This window comes from Atlantibacter sp. MEI4A-1023 (assembly GCF_056155425.1).
Genome location: NZ_JBRXAC010000002.1, coordinates 43,068 through 63,589, shown reverse-complemented (window position 1 = coordinate 63,589; position 20,522 = coordinate 43,068). Strand labels below are relative to the sequence as shown.

At 48.5% G+C, this 20,522-nt stretch carries 20 protein-coding genes; 2 read left to right on the top strand and 18 right to left on the bottom strand.

The genetic code is table 11. The annotated features are described in order from the left end of the window. Positions 1-80: 80 nt before the first annotated feature. Genes ACVV26_RS22840 through ACVV26_RS22785 form a run of 12 tightly spaced genes read right to left on the bottom strand, consistent with a single transcriptional unit; the run spans position 81 to position 13,219 of the window. Positions 81-734, bottom strand: coding sequence for a hypothetical protein (locus tag ACVV26_RS22840; protein WP_015060005.1), 654 nt, complete (start codon positions 732-734; stop codon positions 81-83). Position 735: 1 nt separating this feature from the next. Beyond that, a complete protein-coding gene (locus tag ACVV26_RS22835) occupies positions 736-2,931 on the bottom strand; it encodes a DotA/TraY family protein (protein ID WP_015062834.1) in 2,196 nt (731 codons plus the stop codon). Beyond that, complete coding sequence (locus ACVV26_RS22830; RefSeq protein ID WP_015060003.1) at positions 2,924-3,520, bottom strand: hypothetical protein; 597 nt, start codon at positions 3,518-3,520, stop codon at positions 2,924-2,926. The genes ACVV26_RS22835 and ACVV26_RS22830 overlap by 8 nt, the downstream gene beginning before the upstream one ends. Further along, the gene (traW, locus tag ACVV26_RS22825) at positions 3,517-4,725 is read right to left on the bottom strand and encodes a conjugal transfer protein TraW (RefSeq protein ID WP_011091082.1); all 1,209 of its coding nucleotides are present in this window, start codon (positions 4,723-4,725) and stop codon (positions 3,517-3,519) included. The genes ACVV26_RS22830 and traW overlap by 4 nt, the downstream gene beginning before the upstream one ends. Further along, the gene (locus tag ACVV26_RS22820; RefSeq protein ID WP_004187482.1) at positions 4,722-7,772 is read right to left on the bottom strand and encodes a putative type IV secretion/conjugal transfer ATPase; all 3,051 of its coding nucleotides are present in this window, start codon (positions 7,770-7,772) and stop codon (positions 4,722-4,724) included. Before ACVV26_RS22820 ends, traW begins: the two co-directional genes overlap by 4 nt. Next, positions 7,769-8,263, bottom strand: coding sequence for a hypothetical protein (locus ACVV26_RS22815; RefSeq protein WP_004187480.1), 495 nt, complete (start codon positions 8,261-8,263; stop codon positions 7,769-7,771). The genes ACVV26_RS22820 and ACVV26_RS22815 overlap by 4 nt, the downstream gene beginning before the upstream one ends. A gap of 45 nt (positions 8,264-8,308) precedes the next feature. Then, positions 8,309-8,698 (bottom strand): DUF6750 family protein, encoded by a 390-nt coding sequence (locus ACVV26_RS22810; protein ID WP_004187479.1) that lies wholly within the window; start codon positions 8,696-8,698, stop codon positions 8,309-8,311. 16 nt (positions 8,699-8,714) lie between these two features. Continuing rightward, complete coding sequence (gene traQ / locus ACVV26_RS22805; protein WP_004187478.1) at positions 8,715-9,245, bottom strand: conjugal transfer protein TraQ; 531 nt, start codon at positions 9,243-9,245, stop codon at positions 8,715-8,717. Between the two features lie 23 nt (positions 9,246-9,268). After that, positions 9,269-9,973, bottom strand: coding sequence for a conjugal transfer protein TraP (gene traP, locus ACVV26_RS22800; protein WP_015060002.1), 705 nt, complete (start codon positions 9,971-9,973; stop codon positions 9,269-9,271). Between the two features lie 11 nt (positions 9,974-9,984). Continuing rightward, positions 9,985-11,334 carry a conjugal transfer protein TraO gene (gene traO / locus ACVV26_RS22795; protein WP_004187474.1) on the bottom strand — a complete coding sequence of 450 codons (1,350 nt, stop codon included), beginning with the start codon at positions 11,332-11,334 and terminating at the stop codon, positions 9,985-9,987. An 11-nt stretch (positions 11,335-11,345) separates the two neighbouring features. Next, on the bottom strand, positions 11,346-12,497 hold the full coding sequence (locus tag ACVV26_RS22790) for a DotH/IcmK family type IV secretion protein (RefSeq protein ID WP_004187471.1): 1,152 nt from the start codon (positions 12,495-12,497) through the stop codon (positions 11,346-11,348). A gap of 8 nt (positions 12,498-12,505) precedes the next feature. Further along, positions 12,506-13,219 carry a DotI/IcmL family type IV secretion protein gene (locus ACVV26_RS22785; RefSeq protein WP_004187467.1) on the bottom strand — a complete coding sequence of 238 codons (714 nt, stop codon included), beginning with the start codon at positions 13,217-13,219 and terminating at the stop codon, positions 12,506-12,508. Between the two features lie 67 nt (positions 13,220-13,286). Here ACVV26_RS22785 and ACVV26_RS22780 point away from each other — a divergent pair, with 67 nt between their 5' ends. Continuing rightward, positions 13,287-13,697: an H-NS family nucleoid-associated regulatory protein gene (locus ACVV26_RS22780; protein ID WP_004187465.1), complete on the top strand. Its 411-nt coding sequence runs from the start codon at positions 13,287-13,289 to the stop codon at positions 13,695-13,697. After that, on the top strand, positions 13,669-13,881 hold the full coding sequence (locus ACVV26_RS22775) for an Hha/YmoA family nucleoid-associated regulatory protein (RefSeq protein WP_305953721.1): 213 nt from the start codon (positions 13,669-13,671) through the stop codon (positions 13,879-13,881). The genes ACVV26_RS22780 and ACVV26_RS22775 overlap by 29 nt, the downstream gene beginning before the upstream one ends. Here ACVV26_RS22775 and ACVV26_RS22770 read toward each other — a convergent pair whose 3' ends face one another. From ACVV26_RS22770 to ACVV26_RS22745, 6 genes are read right to left on the bottom strand one after another with little or no spacing between them, the layout of a single operon-like run. Then, positions 13,882-14,394 (bottom strand): hypothetical protein, encoded by a 513-nt coding sequence (locus ACVV26_RS22770; RefSeq protein WP_011091071.1) that lies wholly within the window; start codon positions 14,392-14,394, stop codon positions 13,882-13,884. Then, the gene (locus tag ACVV26_RS22765) at positions 14,360-17,797 is read right to left on the bottom strand and encodes an LPD7 domain-containing protein (RefSeq protein ID WP_015586048.1); all 3,438 of its coding nucleotides are present in this window, start codon (positions 17,795-17,797) and stop codon (positions 14,360-14,362) included. The genes ACVV26_RS22770 and ACVV26_RS22765 overlap by 35 nt, the downstream gene beginning before the upstream one ends. A 24-nt stretch (positions 17,798-17,821) precedes the next feature. Then, positions 17,822-18,082 (bottom strand): IcmT/TraK family protein, encoded by a 261-nt coding sequence (gene icmT, locus ACVV26_RS22760; protein WP_004187310.1) that lies wholly within the window; start codon positions 18,080-18,082, stop codon positions 17,822-17,824. Then, positions 18,072-19,235: a plasmid transfer ATPase TraJ gene (gene traJ / locus ACVV26_RS22755; RefSeq protein WP_004187313.1), complete on the bottom strand. Its 1,164-nt coding sequence runs from the start codon at positions 19,233-19,235 to the stop codon at positions 18,072-18,074. Before traJ ends, icmT begins: the two co-directional genes overlap by 11 nt. 10 nt (positions 19,236-19,245) lie before the next feature. Next, positions 19,246-20,025, bottom strand: a complete 780-nt coding sequence (locus ACVV26_RS22750; protein WP_004187315.1) for a type IV secretory system conjugative DNA transfer family protein — start codon at positions 20,023-20,025, stop codon at positions 19,246-19,248. After that, positions 20,022-20,522 carry a DotD/TraH family lipoprotein gene (locus ACVV26_RS22745; protein WP_004187320.1) on the bottom strand — a complete coding sequence of 167 codons (501 nt, stop codon included), beginning with the start codon at positions 20,520-20,522 and terminating at the stop codon, positions 20,022-20,024. Before ACVV26_RS22745 ends, ACVV26_RS22750 begins: the two co-directional genes overlap by 4 nt.

Here is a 20,522-nt window from a genome sequence, read left to right as displayed (position 1 = left end):
TCTTCCTCCCACAGCATACGACTATAACCACCTGAGTATACATGAAAAAACCGCCTTTTCAGGCGGTTTGGAAGTAAACATCAATACGTTCGTGGTAGCATCCAACCTTCATCAAGCATAGTCTTTCGCCACTGGAGATATTTTTCACCCCTGTATTTTTTATGTTGCTCATGCATCCTGGTTAACATTTCCAGCTGGCGATATGCTAGGCCGGCATTGAGCAAGATTATTTCAACAGTAGGCACATGTCGGTTCCGAATATTTACGACAAGTTTACTATCAGTATACTCCCAAGACTCAATTGTCTCGGCCTCAAACAAAATTCTCTTTTGCTTAATAGAGGCCTGTACAGCATAAAGGGCAGCAATACCAACAACACCGGAGTCCATATCTATACCAAAATATGTTTTCTGAGCCGGCATGTATTGTTCCTCTTTAGCCGATGGATTAAAGCATCCATAAACTCTCATGCCTGCAACGACCTTTTTGACTCCCTTACTTTTTACCTGGCGTACAACATATGTGATCAGCATGGCATCGAAAACAAGTAGAGCAACAAACCACGCCAATGCCAGGCTTCCACCTAAAGTAAGAAAGCCAGAATATACAGTCAACGGAAGACTTATTGTTAAAATAACTATACTTATGGCTACAGACAGGCGTGACAGATAGTAGCCAACACCTTTTGATTTAGCCATGTTGTTATCGACAACAGTATACGAATATCCTTTCATATCACGCCCCCGCTATACCATCTTTGTCTTTATCAACCGTATTGGTTGGGTTGAAGTTCTTCGGCCCAGAAGGACGTCCACCTGTATTTTTAGCTCCACGACCAAATGCAGCAAACAGGTCGTGAACATGATTCTGCATATCACCAAGAATTGAATCGTTATGCTTGTTACCAATCCAGCTGATGACGTAGTTAGGCATCCTTGCAGGTAATGCAAATACCCTAGCGACCATACCTGTACACATCCTTGCATAGACAAAAAGGATACCTATCATTGACCAAAGGCCAGTTGTTGAATCTGCCTGTACATTTTCCATTGCTGTTTTGAAAATATAGTTAAGCGCGGTGCCAAGAGCCACAATGGCCAATGATGCAAAAATGAACCCCATTACCATCAACAGTGGTCGAATCATCACATCTATCAGGAAAATATATCCATACGTTGACCGGTCCTCATTAGTTTGGCCAATGTTAATATGGGTAGCGGCCCACAATGAAGATGCAACGATACCAGTCAGCAAAGTAACTAACCAATCCGCCATTGCGACAAACCAATAGATAAATGGCACAAATGGAAGCCAAATTGAAAGCGTTAACCCTATACAGAACAGAGCGACTAAAATCATGTATACGATCGGAGCCGCAGTTTTAATTACACCCTTAATAATATCCTTACCTGAAGTGAAGAAATTAAGTAATCCCGCCCCCATTCCAGCAGCGTTATTACCATCTGCAACACTCATTGCGACATTAACAGCTCCCCAAGCAGCTAGACCACTCTCAGCAGTAAACATCGTGTAATCACCAATGGCTTTCATTTTCAACAAGGGATTCGTTACATCGCTGTATCCATCGCCAGTGCCGTAGTTTCTAGTGGCAAGCCATGAAGTAACATTAAAGTTGAAAATTTTGGTAATCAACGAATCTGCATCACCACTTTTTGCCGCTTCTTCGATGCCTTTATTGTCAATGTTCTGAGCTAAAGCATTATCAGCAGTACCTAAAGGGGGAGTGTAGGTACTGTTTTTCAGTTGTGAATGATATGCCTGGAACAGACCTTTATAATAGTCCGTAGAACCTACATCACCATCACCACTTATCCCTGATACAATAGGTTTCAGATTAGCAACGTCCTTCAGCTCAGTGTTAGCAGTTGCCAGGGTATGATAATAAATACCAAGATATAGCCAGCCTTTTTCCTTTATATCCGACTCCATTTTCTGGAGCATATCATTGCTTCCGGCAGCATTGTCTGCAGCTTGCTGTACTTGTTGTTGGTAATCTCTTGCTGCTGTCTGAATTGCAGTTTCAACGTCAGGCAGCTGCCCATCTCCGGAACGCATTTTAGACATATAAGCAGAGTTAAATTGCTCTGCTGTATTCTTCATCTTACTCCAAAGCGAGTCTGTAGCCTGCTGTTGAACTGCATAAACAGAATCAGCGTAACCACTGGAGAATACCGAAGTCCAACCTGTAGGTTTTTGTGGTAATTTAACAGTCCCACAAACAGCAGAACCATTGTCAACTGAAATTGAGTAACTAGAATCACCAGTATTAAACTTCATCTGGCTATTACTTTCATAATGTTGGCCTGAAGCCTCCATCTGAGCTAACCCTTGATTGACACCAAGAGCGCACAAGTTCATTTCGAACATTCCTTTAGCCACAGAAGCCATTTCTGGCATAACTGGCGTTATATAAACAGCTTTGCCACTCGCTAGTTCCGACGCTGTTTTATCTGCAATAACATTGGCAGAACCTACACCTATGATTGACCCACACCACAGGAAGAGCAGTTGTGCAACGGACCATCCAACAACAGTTGGAACCAAAAGGAGCCAGCCGAATGTTGTTTTAACAAAATTGAAGGCATTATTCCCATCACCCTCTATAAACTTCCCAAGTTGCCCTGCCTGATGTAGTTTTTTAATACTGATTATCGCCATATAAATCAGCGCTAATATGGCGATAACCTCATTCACTGTGAAAAATACGTTATTTAACAACCCATCACCTGACGGACTGAAAGGATTATTTACCACTTCACCAAAAACGGTATGCAGCATCTGACGTGACAAATCACCAGACCGTTTAGCAGCCTCTGTAATACTATCAATTCCCAGATCTGCAGAATATGCCGGGGTAATGAAAAGCGATAGCGGCAACAATGCGACCAATGAGTTTCTTGACTTATTCATGCGCCCCCCGAATCTGGCCAGCTTGTTCAAAATTAAATGTATTGCGCACACCGTTATCGTTAATAAAATGTCTCAATGTACCGAATTCTTCTTCAGAATGGGCCTCATTGCGTAATTGCCAACCTAAAAATTCATAAGTCATTGCTTTTACGAACGAGTAGATACAAACAGCAAACATTAAACCAAGTGTTAATGTCACCTTCAGAAGGCTTACATTGTATTCAGTATTAACAATCAATTTTACACAGCCAGCGATTAAAAACAGGGCAACAAAAACAGCTATAAAGAAGCAACATAACCAATATTTTTTATACTTACCGGCTTTAGCTAGATGCTGTTCTAAGGGGATAGAACTCTTTTTAACAACATCCTCAAACGACTGATTCGAAGCTGATTTTTCGTCCGGAGCTTCCAAATTTTTGATTTGCTTCTTAACGAAAGAAGCCCGCTCATTGAGCAGGCTGATAGATTCCCTTAGTGATTTCCACATAAACTGAATATCACTAATTCCGGTAATATGATAAACCGCTTTTTTCATGCGGCCGGGGGATTTTGTAACTTCTTCCCCTGTTTTATTTTCGTCTGTCATTTTCTGGATACTCCCGCGTTCACACTCTCCAGCTGTGCTGCCAGCATCGGTTTGTATGTTTGATATGCGTCGTTCGCCAGGATCTGGCCAAGCAGCACATTTTGTTTCTCCAGCTGCTGTTTGGTTTTCAACACTAACCAGTTGTTCAGATTGGCGATATTGATTTGCTCACGCATCAAATCTTCGGTGTTCTTGTTGGTCAACGTCGCCTGGTAAGCAGGGTTGCTGTAACGGCGACCTACTTCGAATTCCTCAAACTCTCTGGCAGACATACGGTTAAGCTGTTTCGCCCTGTTACTGGCCGTCGCCTGGAAATAGGATTCGACTTCCGGCACTTTGCGCGCATCTGCAAGCGCGGCATCAGTGGCCGGGTTCGGTTTAGAGTTGGCGATCATTTCCATCTGAGGTTGTGCGGCCGCGTCGGTGAGCGCCTGGTATTGCTGAATCATGCCCAGGTAAATTCGCCCGCTGGCGCCTTTAACTTCCCCACGACTCAGCTGACGACCAGCACTGCGCAACGCGGTATTTTTCATATAGCGCAGCGCCGCATCTGTCTGCTCATCTGTAAACGTCAGATCAGGTGCCTTGCCTTCTTTGCCGGCGCCATAAAGCAACGAGCTCAGCGACGTATCTGCCCGCGGCATGTCAGATACACTTGGGCAGAATGAAGTCCCGCCAAATGCAGCATAATCCGAACTGTCGCAGTACTGGCTGTGAACTTCGGCCGTTGAAGATGCATCCACGTCGGTTGCGCGTGCCGGCACTTCAAAAATAGCCTTAACATCTTTCGCAGAACTGGCGCTTCCCAGCGTTCGCTGACCGCCAGCGGCCGCAGAGGATACCCCCGCGGCGCCACCGCCAATAGACTGCGCACATATATCATCCGGAACACGGTACTTATCCTGTGCCTGCAGCAGCCGGTCATTACGTTTTTGCTCGACTTCGAACTGTCGGTTAGTTTCAGCCACCTGCTGCATTAATGCTGCCTGGCGATCGCCCTGCTGGCTGATTGCCGTACCAATGTTAATCAGCGTGGCCTGGATATTACCTAACAGGCCATTAGCTGTGCTCAACGCCGGCATAACCTGCGTTGAGATGGGAATGCTGCTGTTAACGTTGACCGTATAGGCAAATGCTGACTGTACGCTGAAGGCCAGAATTGAAACGGCCATCACTGACCGTTTTGCTTTTCCGATTTTTATCATCTGAATCCCCTTCTCACATCAGAAATGATTTCTTTAGCGAGCTTCATCGCCATAGTTTGTGATTCTTCTTCAGAATCACGCTCACCACCCTGATTGACCACCATTTCATCAATGATACTTGATGCACTTCCCATAGGGAATCTATTTGCTAATTCTTCCCTTGCTTTTTTCGTTCCAAGCTCTTCATAAAGCACATCTCTGAGCGCTCTGTCTTTTGCAGATGAGTTCAAAGCCCAAAGCAGTTTTGGACCTAATGTGTTTTTCAGAATGTGGCAAATAAGACCACGTTTTGTTTTAAAAATACCGAGGAATGCAGTACCACTTCCGTCCGGATAAACCCCTTGCGGAAGCTGTCTGAAACGACGCAGGATATCGGCCGGGATGTTGATCTCTAATTGCTTCAGATACTCTTCATCCCCTTCCGTCAGGCGCATCATAAACAGGCTGTTCATGGTTTTAAGCACACTCGAAGGCATATGGCTCAGATACTGAGACGAGAACGCAGTACGGACGTTGAATTTACGATCTTCAAGGTCAGCGGTATTCAGCGCATTTTGGATAAAGTCGATGCCGGCAAAGTTATGACACTCATCATAAAAGGTATGTTTAACTTCTTCTGAAAGCTCCCTGATGCGCGCCTGGTGATATGCCCTGTACTGCTCCGGTAAAGCAGGAATGAAGGTTTCTGCGGACTGAGGCAGGTAGTAGTTACGCACAGCCATCTGGCGCGCAAAAAGATACATAATGCCGGACTTGAGCTTACCTGCAGGTGTCGTTCTGTCACCGAGGACGTTTTGCATATCCAGGATCGCAATGCGAGTCTCCGGGCTGAAATCATAAACCGTGATCCCAGAGAAAATGGCATACTCAGCTGCTGCAGCCTGGAAACAACGTGCAACGAAGCCTACTACAGGCTCACTCCCATTAACTTTTACGTCAGCGTATTGGTTTTTAAATGATTCAGTTTGTAGTTCAGCAATAAAATCGTGAATAGTTGGCACAGCATAACGCTGAGCAACCGTCGCAGCATGAAGATATTTTTTGGCAAACAGCTTATCAACGACTTCCCACCATGTAGCTCTTTCAAACCAGTCTTCACCGAGCTCTTTATCCAGACCTGATTCTTTCAGAGCTTCATTAATCACCGGGTCGTTATACTTAAACAAGTTAGCACTTGAATGCGCTTTTGCTTTGTATACGTTTGATACAACCTTACTGACGATTTGGCCAACGCTCATTGCATCTGGCGGCTGGCCAATTGCCGGATCAATACAGAATGCGTTAAGCATCTGCTTTAAGAATACTTCCTCAAACTGCGTCAGATACCTTGAACCTAACTGCGTATCGCAGATGTTAATACAGTGCGATTCGTCATTGTTCAGGGTGATACTGGCAATCTGGTGACGTTTCTCTGACGGCAGCTCAGCGCTAATCAGATCGGCGATACCTTTTGCACTGTAGCCCTTATCAATGATAGTCAGATAAGGCAGTTTTTTATCAGCCCGGTAAATCGAACTCAGGTTAAGGCGGTTGGCCAGCACGCTTTTACCGGAACCTGGAACACCGGTGATGACATCGGTAAATTTCTCCTGCAGGGGACTGGCGATTTGATAGGGGAACAGCTTGCCATCGAGCGTGATGAAGTTGATATTGCCTTTACCATGCCAGGGACTGGCCGGACGTTCAAAAGGTAACATCCGCAAGCCTTCACTCAACGGCGGATAATGCAATGAGCCAGGTGTGGCCGTCGTCAGCCCCGGAACGGATGCAATCAGTGCGCTACCTGGATTGCCATATGTCTTGGACACACCTGATACACCCCAGCCTTCAATCGCCTTAGTTAAAGCCGCCAGGTTGCGTTTGGCTTCATCCTTAGTGTCACCCCAGGTGGCAAAGTTGATGGCCATGATAGCCGTTGGATCGGTTTCGCTCTGGGCCCCGACATAATCCATATCACGCGCGATAGTACCGAGTGAGGGAATGAAACGAAGGAAAGAGACGATCACTGATGGCCAGAACAATGCTTTTTTGCCCCCGCCCATAAAGTCATATTTTATCCGGTACGGGATTTTCCGGTTAATCGCGTTGAATAACTGCTTAAATTTGACAGGGTGAAGTGGTGGCAACTCAAGGGCAACAGAACCGTAATACTTGCCATCGCAGTAAATCAGGCCACCATCTTCTTCCAGTTCCCCTTCCATGATCTGGATATTCAGCCGCGGCGGCAGCACTGAGTCGATATTGCCTTTCCGTGGAGCGCCATAGACTCGCAGATTTTGGTCAAACGGCGTGCGAGGGTACCAGTTTTCTGATGTTGAGTTCCGGAACAGCATCTGACGCATCATTGCGCCGGCGTGTTTGACATCGAGGACATCAACCAGAAGCCCCATCCCCGACTCATCATCCCCCTGAAGCATACCAATCAGCCGCCAAAGCATCGCGTCATGCGTGATCTTCAAACCTTCAAGCTGAAATTCGATTGGGTTCTGACTGAAGCGAGTCTGCGGGATATCCTTCATAACGCCGGCAGCTTTTGCCTGCTCGTTTTTAAGTTCATCCTTCGCAATCATCCCCTTCGAGGTATACAGCACGATGTAAGCGCGTTCACGGCTGTAATGGGCAGCGATTTTTTTTGCGTCATCGGCGATCAGGTCTTTAATGTCTATCTGCAGGCGCTCTATTGCTGCTACCTGCGGTTTATAAACATTATTCAGCTCTTCCTGGTTCTTGGTAAAGTCGCGCTCAAACACCACAGACAGCTTATGGCCACTGTTAATAAAGGAATTCGACAACGAGTTTGAAAGGTGCATGATGAAGTCATTAAACGACTTCTCGTCAAACGATGATTTAGCGCCCTGAATCTCAATAACGGTAAGAAAATCGTTGTTCTTCGTGGTCAGTATGTACGGAGCCCTGATTTCAGGATGCTCAACGCGATCCTGCGACGTAAGCCCTACAACCGTTGTCAAATCACAGTATTTTAACGAGTCATTTGACGTAAGATTGCGTGAGATACCTTCGATCACATCCTCAAAGAAAGAAATCATTTAAAACCTCTCTTACCCTTGTAAATTTCATTCCAGTCACTTACATCCGGCAATTCGTCTGACTCTGCGACAGAAGTGACAAACTCATCGTCAAAATTCATGGGAAGTAACTGATGGTGTTTTTTTATCAGGTGCAGTAAATCGTATCCATCATCACTGCCGGTTTCGTTTAGAACTACGTCAGTTGTACTGAGCAATATCTGTTTAAGTTTCTGTGCCTTTTCACGGTAAGAATCGTCCGTTGACTTTTCCGCCTTTGCAATTGAACGAAACAACAGGCTGTAGAGTTTTCGGTTTGTATTTCTCTTCAGCAGAAGTCCGGTTTGAGTCTCTAGTTTCATTTTCTCCGGGTGTTCGAGCGACAGGCATACAGAGCAAAGCATTCTCTCTTTCTGTCCATCTTCTGCGAGGGAGAAAACATCTTTGCTCTTTATCCCGCACACATGGCATCTGGCAGGTTGTTCATTCCTGGTGAGCTTAAAATCTTTCATGGGGGAACTCCGGTATTGGCCCCGCAAGGCGGGGCCGAAAGGACATTACAGGGTTGCGTCAACACCAACAGTTGAACCAACAGAAGAGATCCATGCGGTCAGGCCGACCAGACAGGCTCCAACAACCATTGACCAGAAGATGAAGCCGCCACTGATATCTTTCCCGCGTTTGTTTTTGAGCCACAGAGCAACAAGACCTACGATGAAGCAGACAACACCAACCACTTTACCAGCGGTAATCAGACCAGGCTGGGTACTGGCCATACCTTCCGTGAAGGTATTGATCTTTTCCCAGATAGTCGTTTCAGCTGCAGCCTCTTTGCTCAGCAATGCCAGCGGCAATACCACTAACGATTTTGCTACCGTTCCGCGCAGCTGATACGCTGCGATGGATGCAGATAACGCCTTGTCTTTGATAAATTTAACAATTTTCATAAAGTATCCTTTTTGATTACCAGTGAATGTTTAATGTGCTCTGCAACGCATCGAGCGTTTGTGTATCGAACATCAGAAGTAGTCCACATACAATTTTCACAATGGATGCCCCTCTCGTGCCCGAAGCTGACAGCTCCGTATGGCCCTCAAGGTAAGAGTCTTTCAACCCCTTAATACCCCTGTAAAAAAAGTATGCACCGAGAATTCTAACAATCCCCAGCACTGCGTTGACTGCTGCGGCTCCCATGCCAAACGTAGATTCGCTCGCATAACTGACGGGTCCGAAACTGACATCGCCAAATCCTAAAGTGGCACCGCCTGAGTTCATCTGTGCTTTCAGCGTGATGAGGCATACACAGAAGATGATCCCGGCAAAAATTCTGCCAACTTCAACACCTTTGGTAGAATGCCTGGCCTGCTTCCGCAGGCTCATCAGATATCCAATAACACCAATGATCCCAACGATTGCAGCGACACCTATGATTAGCCTTGTCAGCGGTTCCTGACCACCGTTAGCAACCTGAATTAATACCGATTCTAAATCCATAGTTTCGCCTTTTTAGGTCCTGATTAGCGGATAAGGCCTTTACTTGTTGTAACGATTCTATTTTCAGTATCGATACCTGTAATGGTGACTCCGCCAAGTTGACTTCCGACCTTCACAGCATACGTCTGGTTTTTGTATTTTACCCAAGCAAGATCGCCAGATAAATCATTAATTGAAAAACCTCTCAACAAAGGTAATGCCTGTGACGTTGCACCGGAAATTGTTCCACTCTGATTACCAAATGAAGGCCCATAACCAGCGGCTTTCATTTTCAGTTCCTGAACCTGATTGTTCAGATTTTTAATTTGTTCATTAGCGCTTTGTAACTGACTGGAAAGGATCATCATTCCATTTTTAGAAGTTGATTCTATCGCGTCCAGCCGTTCCTTTTGCTGCAGCAGAATCCCGGAAATCTGCTCGCGGAAGTCACCAGAATCCTGCCCTGCAGGGGCAGACTGTACGCGCGGACGTTGCGCTGAAGACTGGATCGCCCCATTCCCCGTCGCTGGCGCAGTATCACTATCGGAGCCCCCAAACAACCAGACTAAAAGCAGGATAGCGATGACAGCGATACCACCAATCCATGCATAGTCACTGATATTAAGCGGCTTTTTGCTCGCTTTTGCTGCTGGCGTCACTGTCGGTTTTGGCTTTTCAGCAGGCTTAGCAGACACCGGTTCCTGGGCAGGAGCTGCTTCGTTTTTATTGTCATCTTCAAACAGATTCATTATCAATCTCCTTAACGGTAATACGGGTTATTGGTGCCATACCCGTAGCCGGGGTAGCTTGGAAAGTTTTGCTGAGGGTAATTAGGAGCCGGAGGCTGAGGCATCTGCTGAGGTTGCACACTAGATAGTGTGGGAGTTGCTTGCTGCTGCACCTGCTCTGCAGAAGCATTTTCCATATTCTCGCCACAGTCGCTTTCATACACAGGCGCGACAAACTGGATGCCTATGAGTTGGTTACGGTCAACCGTAACCTGCTTAATCGGCAGGCGGGCTGCATCGTCGGCCAGGACACGCCCTGCTTGCTCACCCATCCCGCCAATAATGGTACCGGCAACCGCTTTGCCATCAGGTGTACCAGTTGAACGATATGCATTCCCGCCGTCAGTGATAATCATCTGCGAATTGCTGTCCGCATACAGCTGACCAGTTCGGCCTAATCCGTTAGCAACAGCCGGCAGAATAATACGGCTGAACCAGCGGTTATTTACATTTGAGGAAACGGCCGCGCGCAACGAGTCGGAAGCCACGCCATACGCATCGACCTTACACTGCACTCCGTTCAGCTCCATGCCGGTGAAGTGAATTCGAATACCATCGCCGGCAAGACGGTTTTGGCCAGAATAGAATTTGGCGCCGGCCTGCGCTCCAGTTGGAACATGGGCAATAGCAATACTGTTCTGATCGTCACTGTCCATCGCCGTATCCATTACTGCCGGCACAAGCGTGTAAGCCGATACAAGCCGGGCTCCTTTATCTTTGACCTTATTCTTCGCCCCCTGTTGTTTTTCAGCATCCGGCTTTTTGTTCTGCGGATAGACCGAATCGGTCCACCCTGAGAAGGTGCCGCCGTTCTTGTCATTACCCTCTGCTCCCAGAGGGGTTGCAAGAGCAACACCCGTGACAACCGGTGTTCTGGCCTGGTCTATTTTCTGCAGTAACGTAGCCACAGCTTTAGCCTGACGCTCACGCTCTTTCTGCTCAGCATCATTAGCCTTACTGTTATCGCCCGACTGTTTTGCTGACGATTCCCACGAATATTTTGGTGGCGGTGCTTTGGTGCCGTAATCAACGGCCACCGGGTTACTGGCTGACAACGTGGATATGAAACTATCCCCCGTGAGAGCCGCTTTTTCTGAGTTATCAGCATTCCACTCATTCAGCAGCTTGTTGTATTGGGGATCATTAGCTTTTTCCCTGCCAGTTTTCCCTTCCAGCCCCTGGGCCTTCACCTGCGACCCGCCCGTTGCCGGCTCATCTGATGAGCCAAACAACCAGTACCCTCCCAGAAGCGCCACAACTGCAGCGGCGCCACCGACGTAGAGCATCATTTTTCTGGTTTCTTTACCTTTATCTGTAGCCATCGTCGTTCCCCTTAATTCAGCTCAACTTCAACGTCACGCGCCTGACCGTTAACCGAAAAAGTCAGCACTGGTGTTGCCGGCAGCACGTAAACATGTGTGCCATCGATAGCGGAAAGCGTTTTTTCAAACTCATCCTGCAGCTGCATGTTACTTCTGACGTAGAGCTCATCACCGATCTGCCAGACTTTGGTACTCCCTGGCGCGTTTTTAAGTTTCAACCGCTGAGCATCTTCAGGCGGGATGCCATCGAGCACGCTCTGCAGCTGCTTGTCATACAGTGAGATTTTTTTCTCAGGAGTAGCGGTATAAACCGGTGTGTCAGGACTGCGCTTCGGGATACGGAGATCCAGACGATAATCAACATCAACGGTTTTTGATTTAACGGAGGGTTCTGCCCCCTTCACGTTAATAATGACCGGCGTAGCCAGCCCCTTCAGAAGCACTGTGATGTTCCCGCTGGCATAGGCATTGGTCGGCTGGATTGTGAATACCGCCGATCCTGGAATATAGCCAACACACAGTTCACCACCAGATGCACAGGGACTCGAATTATATGGAGGGGCGCCTAATACCCAGGGGTGTCCGGTTGCATCTGAAAACGTCACTGTGGTTGCCTGGTTTGGAAATACCCGTACCTGCGGAATGGATGCACCAGCTGACAGTGATACCGTCTGGCTTGAAATTCGTGGGATCGGCGTTAATGGTGAGGTTTTGGCCGCCGCGCTCATATCTTCCATTGCGCTGCGGGCAGACCGCACCTGACCAGGGGTAATAGGCTGGATCTGCTGCAGAACAGGTGCAGGTAACTCTTCCAGTGTCTGCGGATTAACATGAGTAACCTGCTGCTGTGGTGGAGGAATCTGCGGCATGGGTGCAGGAGGCAGTGCAGTAGTTGGCTGCTGTTGGGCCTGTGCCTGTGGTTGTTGGCCTTGCGCCTGCTGCTGACCTTGTTCCTGTGCTGTTTGCTGTGGAGGCTGTTGCACCTGTGACTGCTGATTTACGGGCAACCCGGAACTGGCCTGCTGCCATTGAGCAATATCACCACCAGGCACAGCTGGCGCCGTTTGCTGCGGCGCTCCATTACCAGTCGGCGCATCAGCTGCAGATACAGAATTTGCCGAAAACAGTGCGGCCATAAGTACAGTTAACAGTTTAATCTTCATGATTGACCTCAGTAGTTCCGGGGTTTGAGAATGGCCTGTGCTACTTGAATACCCCGTGGATCTTCGTCTTCTTTTACGCGGCGTACCTGAACCATCAAATCGTAAGGTTGCGGTCTGTAGTCCTGAGCCTGCCCAACAAGCTGAACAGTCACCGGAATGCGGTATTGCCAGGCATAGGTTTTGGTGCCACGGATAAGACCTTCCGTGATCAGGGTTCCAGGAGTTGTGGAAAGTTTTACGTTCAGACGTTTTTCACTGATATCTTTCAGCAGCCCACTATCGGACAGCGCTTTACGGAAACTAACGTACCCTTCAGCGCTAAAATCGCCGCGGACGCTGGTTAATTGGTTTTCGTAATTCACAAAGTTCAGTGAAAGCGATTTGATCATTGTACGGTTGGCAAAGTCCATCACCTCTTCCGCCGTGTAAGCGGGTTCATCGGTTGGATGAACTTCTGTGATCATGCCCCCATTCGTTGCAATATATTTGGTTTTTTTCTGGTGAAGCCAGTAACCCTGAAGACCAATGATAATGATTGCGACTAATATGATTAGCGTTTGAATCAAAATTACTTTTAAACCATGTTTCGATACGATTTCTTGTACCGTTCGGTTACTCTCTTCAGCCAGAGCTGGAGCAAGGGCGTTGCTGTCATCATCAACGACTGAGTTTTGATCCGAGTCAGTTTGATCCATAATATTTTCACCATTTTGTGTTTTCATAGAGTTTCTCTTTTCAAAAGTTTGTGTTAGAAAATCACGCAGATCGTTAATGAACAATGAGGTATACATGAGCGAACATAATGATTACGAATCCTGTGCAGTTATCATGTGCGAACGACGAAAAGCCACCGCCGTTTTGCGCAAAATCCCGCCAGAAAACCTTGAACAACTCATTAATATGTGGTCCGACATTGCACAGGGAATGATCGAGAAATTTAAGGAAGAACAGAAGGCCACTGAAGAGAAAGCCGCAGCCACAAAGCGGTTCATGGAAGAACACAATATTACGGCTGATGAAGCTCTCCAGATCTTCGAAAATCTCTTTGGTCCGTCCACGAAAAGTAAATCCACTTTTGGAAAAGTGAAGTACCGGATCGAAGTTGATGGAAAGTCCATAACCTGGACAGGAAAAGGTCGCCGACCTGCAGCGTTTGCCGAGATGAGCGACGATGAGCTCAAAAAATATGAAATCAGCTGAAGACTGGCTGCATACTGTCAGACGTTTCATGAATGAAGATTCGCTTGATACGTATGTAGACTCAAAACGTGATGTTCTACCTGCCACAGAATTTATGCGTTTACTAACCGCGGCGGAACACCGCCGCGTTGAAATACGAACCGGCAAGCTATTCGATAAAATCCCGAAAGGACTCTTCCGGTAGTTACAAATGGAACGGGAATGCATCACTGTTTGCATCCTCACCACTTCCACTCGCAGCTGCCGGATTGTTTAATTGCACATTTTTAGAAGATGCGTTGGGCAGGATACCTGACGTATCTGGCAGTCGGGATGAAATCGTTGACCACGGGTCCAGCGTCGTATTAGTCAGGCTCCCCCACTTCTCATTAATCTTCGATTTAACCGTATTGCATACCTCATCCTTCACCTTATCAATAATGTCGCTGATAGACGGAAACTGTGGGATTTTAAGTGATACCGATAGCGACCCCAGGCACTGTCCGAGAGAATCAGACGTACTGGATTCGCTTTTTGCGGCGTTGTTAATCCTTTCCACTTCCTGCTTATAGGCAGCATCTGCACCAGCTTTTGCCAGTTCGTATGCTGCACAGGTCTGTGTTGCCGCAAATGAGCTCACAGAAATGCAGGAAAACCCTACTGCAACGAGTAGGGTTTTTGTTTTATGGCCGAGGCGCTGACTTTGCGACTGGTGCATGAGTCTGTTCTCTCCTTTCATCATCTTTTCTTTTTGCAGAATTTGAAGGATGAAAAAGCTGCTTCATTACTGTTTTGTTTTTTACCTCATCTGAGGCCGCTTGTAAATGCTGAGGCTGTTTTTCATTTGCAATTGTGTTTTTGTAAAGCAAATTTTTACCCCCCTGATCTACATGTCCATAACCATGCAAAACAATTCCACTTTCGGCATTTTTATTGATTGCTGAAAGAGTCATATACGTTTTCCAGTTTCCGTCTTTATCAATACGCTTGTTCACTTTTCCAATCACGCTATGGTACTCACCGGACTCCTTATCCTTTGCGATCCCCTGCATGAATCCTTTACGCGACTCAACAAGGAAATAATCTGGGCGTTCGCCTTTTTTATGCGGTGCGATCAGCAAAGGTGTACCCGCGGTTTTTGACTCTTGAGGGAGTTTATAGCCTGTGGGCTTTGTCATGCTTTCTGGAGCTGGCTTACCATTAGGCAAGAACCAGTACAGTTCTTTTTCAGGCACGGCCTCACGGCTGAGATCAACACCGGTAATCTGCTGAATTGTTGTGCGGAGCTTCTGGAAGGTTGCAGCATCATACGGAACCAGTTCAGAAGGCTTATAGGCCTGTTCATTCCCTGCTGTTGGCTGTGGGTATACAGGCTTTACTTCCCACTCATTACGTTTGGTCTGGATAGTTTCATAACGAACGATCTTGTTGCTTTCATCACGGACAGGTGCATTCACCTCAACATCCACAAATCCCAGCTTTCTGACTGTAACAAGACGTTCTGTGTCTACACCAGCATCTTTAACCGCTCTCTCAAGGTCTTTCCCCCAGAGTGTCTTCTCTCCATGTTCATTTTTGAGGGTGACAAAGTAGTTCATGGATTCATCTTCTTTCCACTCATACTTAGCACGTCCATGCGCGACGATAACGCCTTTCTCCCAGGGTTCACCTGCAGCTTTATCTTCCTTTTGAGTATCAGATGCATTCTGCTTCTTCGGCTGCACAGAGGCCGATTCTTCCCAGCGCATTCCATTCTGCTGAACTGATGAATTTGTCTTTTCGTTTGCCCCTTCCTGCTTATTCGCATTTGAATCAGCAACATTTTCTTTTGCCGTTTCTTTTGCTGTTTCATTTGCTTTTTTGAGTTCGAGCAATTTAACCCTTTGTTCTGGGTTAGTCAGTTTCACCTCAATGTTGTATTCACTGATAAGGTTAAACACTCGCTCTTTAAATTCGTCACTGCCGGTGATTTCAATACCACGATGATGTTGCTTATCCGCGGTTAGAACGGCCGCCAGGATCATCTCGTCACTCTGGCTGGCTTCAGGGGTAGCCATACGCAGATGTGAGCCGTAATCGTAAAACGCATCCTGTCCATCAAGCGTATACGCCGTATAGTCTTTCTCTGCTCTGTACCCAAACCGGGCAATTAACCCTTCCAGGTCTATACGTTCTTTTGGGGGCGTTTCTGCATTATCGTTGGTTGCCCAGCGTATGCCGTTTTCCAGTTCTTCGTTTGTTTTTTTCTTCTCCTCGGTTTCATTTTCAGCCGGGGCGGTATTAGCTACAGATTCGCTGGGCGCTATCCTTTCAGGCTTTTGCTGAGCGGAGTCAGTTGTTTCACCGCCAAAGGCCATCATAGCGGCATACGCCTCAAGATCACTGGCGCTATTACTCTCTTCATCATCGCCGTCTCGATCTGTTGGTGCGGTGTATTCCGGTTCAGCAGCTGCAGGGGTGCTGGACACCGGCACAGCTTCCTCCGGTTCGGCAGCTGCAGGGGCGCTGGCCACCGGCGCGGTTTCCTCCGGTTCAGCAGCTGCAGGGGCGCTGGCCACCGGCGCGGTTTCCTCCGGTTCAGCAGCTGCAGGGGCGCTGGCCACCGGCGCGACTTCCTCCGGTTCAGCAGCTGCAGGGGCGCTGGCCACCGGCGCGGTTTCCTCCGGTTCAGCAGCTGCAGGGGCGCTGGCCACCGGCGCGACTTCCTCCGGTTCATCAGCTGCAGGGGCGCTGGCCACCGGCGCGACTTCCACCGGTTCATCAGCTGCAGGGGCGCTGGCCACCTGCGCGGCTTCCACCGGTTCATCAGCTGCAGGGGCGCTGGCCACCGGCGCGGTTTCCTCCGGTTCGGCAGCTGCAGGGGCGCTGGCCACCGGCGCGGCTTTTTCAGGATCTGCAACGGCAGCGCTGTCAGTCGAGCTGTGATTAACGTCAGTAATGTTCGGGTTATCAGTCGGCATAGTGTCTACCCTGTTCATTTGATTAATGGCTCCTTCTACCTGCAATCTGACTTGCTCCAGCCCTTCAGAGACATGCAAATCGTTGTAGTCAGTAAGCCCTTCTTTCGGGTTGCTAAAGGCAGGGACCAGAACATGGCCGGCAGTCAGCTCTGCAGCTTCTGTCGCTTTTTCTAGCCCAACGTTCTCGTCTTTATAAATGTCATTGTCAGCAAGGAAGTAATGAGTGCTGTTTGGAAAGGTGTCTTTCAGGCGGCCAGCAACTTCCACCATGTTGCCGGCATTAACCGTCATGATCACAGGCTGATTGATGGCTTCGCTGATACTGGCTGCTGTCGCATATCCCTCGGCATAAAGCAGGTTGTCACCATCCTTCAGTTGACCACCCACAACGAAAAAACTCCCCCATGCCTGGCCGTCTTTTTCAAGGTGTTTACTACCGTCGGACCAGATGCGCTCAAGGGTCCTGAACTCGCCATCAGCATTAAACAGAGGGATCACAACGTTGCCCCGCTCATCAGCTTTAAGGCCGTTAGCGGCAATGACCTGTTTGTTTTTCAGGTATGCCAGATCTCCCGTGGCATCCGGAAGCCGGTTATATTCTTCCATCAACCGGTTAGCGGTCTGATCAAACTTATCCGCTTGCGCTGCAGCTCTTTGTTCACGCCTTGCCGCAGCATCAGCACGGAGCATGGCCATTTGTTCAGGGTTAGGGGCTGCGCCGGTAGATACCCATTTCTGAATTTCACCACCGTTCTTATAGTCCCTGTACCACCCTGCAGGTCGGCCATCCAGAAAGGCGGCATACACCCCCTTTCTTGAACCAGCTTTACCGTCCACGGTATCGACATAATGCTTCTGGCCATCGAACTCTATGGGGTCTTTGATAATGGCACCGCGCTCTTCAAGCCACGCCGTAAATTCATCTTCAATGGCCTGAATATCCAGGGGCGGTTCTTCGATCACTTTATTGGGGTCAAAAATCCACTCTTTCAGCCGGCTCAGGTTGGCCCCCGGCTGTGCATACCACACCTTTTCTTCCTTCACGTAGTCCAGAGCATTACTGCCATCAGCCAGTTTGCCGGCCGCACGTATTGCACGTTGGCGATCGTCAAAGGGAATACTCAGACGGGTTCTTTCAGTTGCAATTTCAGGTTTCGCCATACTGTCTACCCCTGTAGTTATGTGTTATCGCTGAGAGCGCCGGTACCACCACGGCCGCCCGGTAAGTTTTTTCCCGCGGATAACCCGGAGAATGACCTGGTACAGCACCGGTAACGTGTAGCCCATCATGGCCAGCAGAAAGTAAAAGAGAACCACACAGGTGCAGATAACAAAGGTTTTTACTGACGGGAACGGAAACCAGATGAAGTACACAAGAAACGAGATAACAGGCACACCAAAAACCGTCAGTGGCCGGCCGGCATAACGCCATTTGTTAATGTCCATACTTGCCCTCTTTTAACGCCAGATAGTCCATATATCCTGCGACCTCGATGACTTCCGCTTCGTCGATCAAACCTTCCTGGTGCATTGCCCAGGCGTTCTGAATCAGACTGCGGTTTTCAGCGATCAACAGGTCGTCGATGTAGCGGCCCCACTTGCTGTAATCAACGTCATAGAGTTTGCGGCGCAGGCTGTTATCAATGACGAGATATTCACGGACAGCCTTGCGCCGGCCGTCTTTTGTTTTAAGCAAGCGTTGCACGATGATGTAAGAAAGGATACTCAGCAGGTCAAAGGCGGCAGCTTCACGCATTTCCGGCGGATAGTTCTGCAATGATCGGGAAATGGCTTCTCCGACCGTTTTGACGTGCAGTGTGCCAAGACAAAAGTGGCCGGATTTACCTGCCAGTACAGCAGCTTCAAATGACAGGCGGTTAAGGAGCTCACCAACCCCCATAATCTTCGGAGAACGACGGAGCCCGGAGAGAGTGATAAAATTGTGGAAGGAATCAATATCGCGCCCAATCTGTGACTGTGCCGGCGCCGGCGCAATCCAGTCTCGACTTCCCAGGCGATACTCGATGGGATCTTCAACCGTGATGATTTTCCGGTCCTGGTACGTTTCACCGCAATACTGGAAGATGCTGGCCATCAGGGTTGACTTGCCCGATCCCGTCTCGCCGCATATCAGTCCGAGGCCGGCAGCCGGCAACAGAGAATTAAACAGGTCCGGCTCAATACCCATTTGTTTAAGCTGAGGAATAACCTCATTCAGAACACGGAGTGTCAGAGACATTGCCGCTTCTGTTTTATAAATATCGGCCTGAGTAAAGTTCGCGCGGAACCGGCGGGTTTCGCCGCGGCCGAGTCCAATCGTGCCCGCTTCATCACCTCTTAGCTGGATAGCGGTATTAACGACCGCAGCACTTTTCAGCGTCCCTTTGATCTCCTGACCGAACACCTTATCAACGGTACGTTCCAGCTCCAGGTTGTCGAGCGGGTAAGATGTCATGGGCAACTGGCGCCCATGACGTTCTACCCAGATTTTATCTCCGCCCTGCAACAGAATATCGGACACTTCATTGTTTGAGCAGTGTACGAGAAAACGTTCCAGCGTCTGGGGCGTCAGCGTTGGACCAAAATTGAATGCTTCCATCTACTGCCCCTTAACGTATGGTCGGTTTCCAGCTGCGTTTGTTGATGTCAAACTCAGCTTGCTGCTTCATACGTTTCGTTTTATCGCCCAGCATGAGGCGGTTTTTATCCCCTGTAACTGTTTGCTGCTGCTGTGTGATGACTGGAGCCTTAATCATGCCCTGCTGCAGTAGCGTGCTGTAGCGCAACATGCCGGTGTAATCCCGTGTGAGGCGATTGAAATTAGCAGTGAATATCTCATCAGCTTTTTGGCGACCGTCAGACCAGCCCAGCGCGACAGCTTTTTTCCAGATATCACGTTGTTTCCCGTCCTTCGGCATTGCAGCCGGTTCAGGCAATTCGATCCGCTGCGCCATCAGCCCGGTCAGAAGATAGCTTTTCCAGGTCGGCGGGTTACTGACAAAGCGCGCCGGCACCACAATGTCATAGGCACGGTTGGCCGTTCGGATTTGCTCATTGGTAATGTGTGCAACGTCTTTAGCTTCAGCAATGACCGGAGGCAGGTAGCCTTCAGAAGAGATCAGCGGCTGGAACGAATACATGTAATCAAGGTTGCTGCGCTGATTTTCCAGCGCGGCGCGAATTTCTTTAGCGCGTTCTGCCTTTCCGCCGCGAAATCCAATGGTGTGCGCTGCGTCGTTTAGCATACTGCCAGTAACATCGGCCTCATCGTCACTTTGGCTTGGCGGGTCCATGTAGTAATCCAGGCCTTTAACATCGGAGTCGTCCGCGCGTGCAACGTTCGCAGCAAGCAGCGGTAACGTCAGAAGCACGATCAGTTTAAGTTTCATGGGCGGGTCCCTCTGAGGAATGAACCTTTCTTCGATGGTGTGAGGTAAAGCAGCTGCAGTTCACCGGGTTTCTGGTTGATGGTGGCACGGTACTGCGTTTGTTGTCGGATCAGGGTCAGCAACTGTTCAAACGTAACCTTCGAACCACCAACATCGATATTGAGTGGAAGCGGTAACTTGATCCCCTGACTGGTGAATTGAAGGCCACGCTGTTTAGCCAGTTGCTCCAGTAATTCGTAAGCATCACCCTGCCAGCTCACACGAACATACTGACTGTTTGCATTGATAATGGTAGGGAATTTGTAACGGGTCCTGTTAATGGCTCCAGCCTGGTAAAGCTCATCCTGTGCGAGTTTTATCTTAATGGCTTGCTCACGCAATTCCTGATCTACCAGCTGCTGTGCAGAGATTTGTTTTTCCTTTTCGCTTTGAGAGGCACACCCGGCAAGAGCTAACACAGAAACGGCCGCGAGGACCGTTTGCATTTTGATTTTCAT

What these genes read in the sequence shown, in the direction of transcription:
- ACVV26_RS22830 (WP_015060003.1), bottom strand. Translation starts at nt 3,520, where the DNA reads ATGACAGACGAAAATAAAACAGGGGAAGAAGTTACAAAATCCCCCGGC.
- traW (WP_011091082.1), bottom strand. Translation starts at nt 4,725, where the DNA reads ATGATAAAAATCGGAAAAGCAAAACGGTCAGTGATGGCCGTTTCAATT.
- ACVV26_RS22775 (WP_305953721.1), top strand. Translation starts at nt 13,669, where the DNA reads ATGAGCTCAAAAAATATGAAATCAGCTGAAGACTGGCTGCATACTGTC.
- ACVV26_RS22785 (WP_004187467.1), bottom strand. Translation starts at nt 13,219, where the DNA reads ATGAAAACACAAAATGGTGAAAATATTATGGATCAAACTGACTCGGAT.
- traP (WP_015060002.1), bottom strand. Translation starts at nt 9,973, where the DNA reads ATGAATCTGTTTGAAGATGACAATAAAAACGAAGCAGCTCCTGCCCAG.
- ACVV26_RS22815 (WP_004187480.1), bottom strand. Translation starts at nt 8,263, where the DNA reads ATGAAAGATTTTAAGCTCACCAGGAATGAACAACCTGCCAGATGCCAT.
- traQ (WP_004187478.1), bottom strand. Translation starts at nt 9,245, where the DNA reads ATGGATTTAGAATCGGTATTAATTCAGGTTGCTAACGGTGGTCAGGAA.
- ACVV26_RS22770 (WP_011091071.1), bottom strand. Translation starts at nt 14,394, where the DNA reads ATGCACCAGTCGCAAAGTCAGCGCCTCGGCCATAAAACAAAAACCCTA.
- ACVV26_RS22745 (WP_004187320.1), bottom strand. Translation starts at nt 20,522, where the DNA reads ATGAAAATCAAAATGCAAACGGTCCTCGCGGCCGTTTCTGTGTTAGCT.
- ACVV26_RS22790 (WP_004187471.1), bottom strand. Translation starts at nt 12,497, where the DNA reads ATGAAGATTAAACTGTTAACTGTACTTATGGCCGCACTGTTTTCGGCA.
- ACVV26_RS22810 (WP_004187479.1), bottom strand. Translation starts at nt 8,698, where the DNA reads ATGAAAATTGTTAAATTTATCAAAGACAAGGCGTTATCTGCATCCATC.
- ACVV26_RS22780 (WP_004187465.1), top strand. Translation starts at nt 13,287, where the DNA reads ATGAGCGAACATAATGATTACGAATCCTGTGCAGTTATCATGTGCGAA.
- ACVV26_RS22765 (WP_015586048.1), bottom strand. Translation starts at nt 17,797, where the DNA reads ATGGCGAAACCTGAAATTGCAACTGAAAGAACCCGTCTGAGTATTCCC.
- ACVV26_RS22840 (WP_015060005.1), bottom strand. Translation starts at nt 734, where the DNA reads ATGAAAGGATATTCGTATACTGTTGTCGATAACAACATGGCTAAATCA.
- traJ (WP_004187313.1), bottom strand. Translation starts at nt 19,235, where the DNA reads ATGGAAGCATTCAATTTTGGTCCAACGCTGACGCCCCAGACGCTGGAA.
- ACVV26_RS22835 (WP_015062834.1), bottom strand. Translation starts at nt 2,931, where the DNA reads ATGAATAAGTCAAGAAACTCATTGGTCGCATTGTTGCCGCTATCGCTT.
- ACVV26_RS22820 (WP_004187482.1), bottom strand. Translation starts at nt 7,772, where the DNA reads ATGATTTCTTTCTTTGAGGATGTGATCGAAGGTATCTCACGCAATCTT.
- icmT (WP_004187310.1), bottom strand. Translation starts at nt 18,082, where the DNA reads ATGGACATTAACAAATGGCGTTATGCCGGCCGGCCACTGACGGTTTTT.
- ACVV26_RS22750 (WP_004187315.1), bottom strand. Translation starts at nt 20,025, where the DNA reads ATGAAACTTAAACTGATCGTGCTTCTGACGTTACCGCTGCTTGCTGCG.
- traO (WP_004187474.1), bottom strand. Translation starts at nt 11,334, where the DNA reads ATGGCTACAGATAAAGGTAAAGAAACCAGAAAAATGATGCTCTACGTC.